This window comes from Amycolatopsis sp. cmx-11-12, from assembly GCF_046269425.1.
In the GTDB taxonomy this organism is placed as follows: Bacteria; Actinomycetota; Actinomycetes; order Mycobacteriales; family Pseudonocardiaceae; genus Amycolatopsis.
In genome coordinates this window covers 1-3,241 of the sequence record NZ_JADNQM010000085.1, presented here as the reverse complement: position 1 = coordinate 3,241, position 3,241 = coordinate 1, and the positions used below count along the sequence as shown (strand labels likewise).

Sequence of the window (3,241 nt, the reverse complement as noted above, 5' to 3'; positions counted from 1 at the left end):
GGTGTGTGGTGTTTCAGAGCTGTAGAGTGGATGCGTAACATCTTTGTGGGCAAGTCCTCGGCCTATTAGTACCAGTCAACTCGATAACACATTACTGTGCTTCCATTTCTGGCCTATCAACCCAATGGTCTGTTGGGGGCCTTAACCCACATGGGGTGGGATACCTCATCTTGGAACAGGCTTCCCGCTTAGATGCCTTCAGCGGTTATCCCTTCCGAACGTGGCCAACCAGCCATGCCACTGGCGTGACAACTGGCATACCAGAGGTTCGTCCGTCCCGGTCCTCTCGTACTAGGGACAGCCTTCCTCAAGTATCCTACGCGCGCGGCGGATAGGGACCGAACTGTCTCACGACGTTCTAAACCCAGCTCGCGTGCCGCTTTAATGGGCGAACAGCCCAACCCTTGGGACCTACTCCGGCCCCAGGATGCGACGAGCCGACATCGAGGTGCCAAACCATGCCGTCGATATGGACTCTTGGGCAAGATCAGCCTGTTATCCCCGGGGTACCTTTTATCCGTTGAGCGACACCCCTTCCACCAGGTGGTGCCGGATCACTAGTCCCGACTTTCGTCCCTGCTCGACATGTCTGTCTCACAGTCAAGCTCCCTTGTGCACTTGCACTCAACACCTGATTGCCAACCAGGCTGAGGGAACCTTTGGGCGCCTCCGTTACTCTTTAGGAGGCAACCGCCCCAGTTAAACTACCCATCAGGCACTGTCCCTGAACCAGATCATGGTCCGAGGTTCAGATTCCCAATCCGACCAGAGTGGTATTTCAACAACGACTCCACCAACACTAGCGTGCCAGTATCACAGTCTCCCACCTATCCTACACAAGCCGAACCGAAAACCAATACCAAACTATAGTAAAGGTCCCGGGGTCTTTCCGTCCTGCCGCGCGTAACGAGCATCTTTACTCGTAGTGCAATTTCGCCGGGCCTGTGGTTGAGACAGCCGGAAAGTCGTTACGCCATTCGTGCAGGTCGGAACTTACCCGACAAGGAATTTCGCTACCTTAGGATGGTTATAGTTACCACCGCCGTTTACTGGCGCTTAAATTCTCAGCTTCACCCCCAAAGGGGTTAACCGGTCCTCTTAACGTTCCAGCACCGGGCAGGCGTCAGTCCATATACATCGTCTTGCGACTTCGCATGGACCTGTGTTTTTAGTAAACAGTCGCTTTCCGCTGGTCTCTGCGGCCACCACTCCCTAGTCCGCAAGGGACTTCAGGAACACTGGCCCCCCTTCTCCCGAAGTTACGGGGGCATTTTGCCGAGTTCCTTAACCACAGTTCACCCGATCGCCTTAGTATTCTCTACCTGACCACCTGTGTTGGTTTGGGGTACGGGCCGTGCACGCACTCGCTAGAGGCTTTTCTCGGCAGCATAGGATCACTCTACTTCACCTCAATCGGCTACGCATCACGTCTCACCCTTCATGAGCGGCGGATTTACCTACCACTCGGGCTACACGCTTACACCAGTACTACCACTCACTGGCGGAGCTACCTTCCTGCGTCACCCCATCACTCGACTACTACGGAATCAGATCCCACGCTCCACAACCAACCTCCACCCCGAAGGGCTTTGATCGGCGCTTTGGGTGGTTAGTATCAACCGCCTCATCCTGGGCGCACGTGCTCGGGTACGGGAATATCAACCCGTTATCCATCGACTACGCCTGTCGGCCTCGCCTTAGGTCCCGACTTACCCTGGGCGGATTAGCCTGGCCCAGGAACCCTTGGTCATCCGGCGGCAGAGTTTCTCACTCTGCATTCGCTACTCATGCCTGCATTCTCACTCCCACACCCTCCACGACTGGCTTCCGCCGCCGCTTCCCTGGATGCAGGACGCTCCCCTACCCATCCACACCACTAGATCGTTCTCTCAAGGAGAACAACCGATGTATTGTATGAATGACACAGCTTCGGCGGTGTGCTTAAGCCCCGCTACATTGTCGGCGCAGGACCACTTGACCAGTGAGCTATTACGCACTCTTTCAAGGGTGGCTGCTTCTAAGCCAACCTCCTGGTTGTCTGGGCAATCCCACATCCTTTCCCACTGAGCACACACTTGGGGGCCTTAGCTGGTGTTCTGGGCTGTTTCCCTCTCGACGACGAAGCTTATCCCCCGCCGTCTCACTGCCACACTCTCACACCACGGTATTCGGAGTTTGGTTGATTTCGGTAACCCGGTAAGGCCCCTAGACCATCCAGTAGCTCTACCCCCGTGGTGAAACATGTGACGCTGCACCTAAATGCATTTCGGGGAGAACCAGCTATCACGGAGTTTGATTGGCCTTTCACCCCTACCCACAGCTCATCCCCTCAGTTTTCAACCTAAGTGGGTTCGGCCCTCCACGTCGTCTTACCGACGCTTCAGCCTGGCCATGGGTAGATCACTCCGCTTCGGGTCTAGACCACGCGACTCAGACGCCCTATTCAGACTCGCTTTCGCTACGGCTACCCCACACGGGTTAACCTCGCCACGCAGCACTAACTCGCAGGCTCATTCTTCAAAAGGCACGCCATCACCGTAAACATCAAAGATGTTGCTCGGGCTCTGACGGCTTGTAGGCACACGGTTTCAGGTACTCTTTCACTCCCCTCCCGGGGTACTTTTCATCTTTCCCTCACGGTACTAGTCCGCTATCGGTCTTCAGGAAGTATTTAGGCTTACCGGGTGGTCCCGGCAGATTCACAGCAAATTCCACGAGCTCGCTGCTACTCGGGAACACCAAACAAACAATCCACAACGTGTTTTCGCGTACGGGACTCTCACCCACTCCGGTCGCCCATCCCAAGGCGTTCCACTAACACGCGCAATCATTCCGAGGACTGTCAGATCCTCGACGCTGGGTCCCACAACACCACACACACAACGCCTGACAGCTTGACATGTGCATGGTTTAGCCTCTTCCGCTTTCGCTCGCCACTACTCACGGAATCACGGTTGTTTTCTCTTCCTACGGGTACTGAGATGTTTCACTTCCCCGCGTTCCCTCCACACACCCTATATATTCAGATGCGGGTAACACCACATAACTGGTGCTGGGTTTCCCCATTCGGAAATCCTCGGATCACAGCTCGGTTGACAGCTCCCCGAGGCATATCGCAGCCTCCCACGTCCTTCATCGGCTCCTGAAGCCAAGACATCCACCATGTGCCCTTAATAACTTGACCACAAAGATGCTCGCATCCACTCTACAGTTCTCAAACACCACACCAGAAACAAACTCC

The 3,241-nt window shown here is 55.3% G+C and carries 1 rRNA gene; it reads right to left on the bottom strand.

The features are described 5' to 3' along the window. Positions 1-45: 45 nt before the first annotated feature. A 23S ribosomal RNA gene (locus ACLARN_RS43990) occupies positions 46-3,184 on the bottom strand. Positions 3,185-3,241 lie beyond the last annotated feature (57 nt).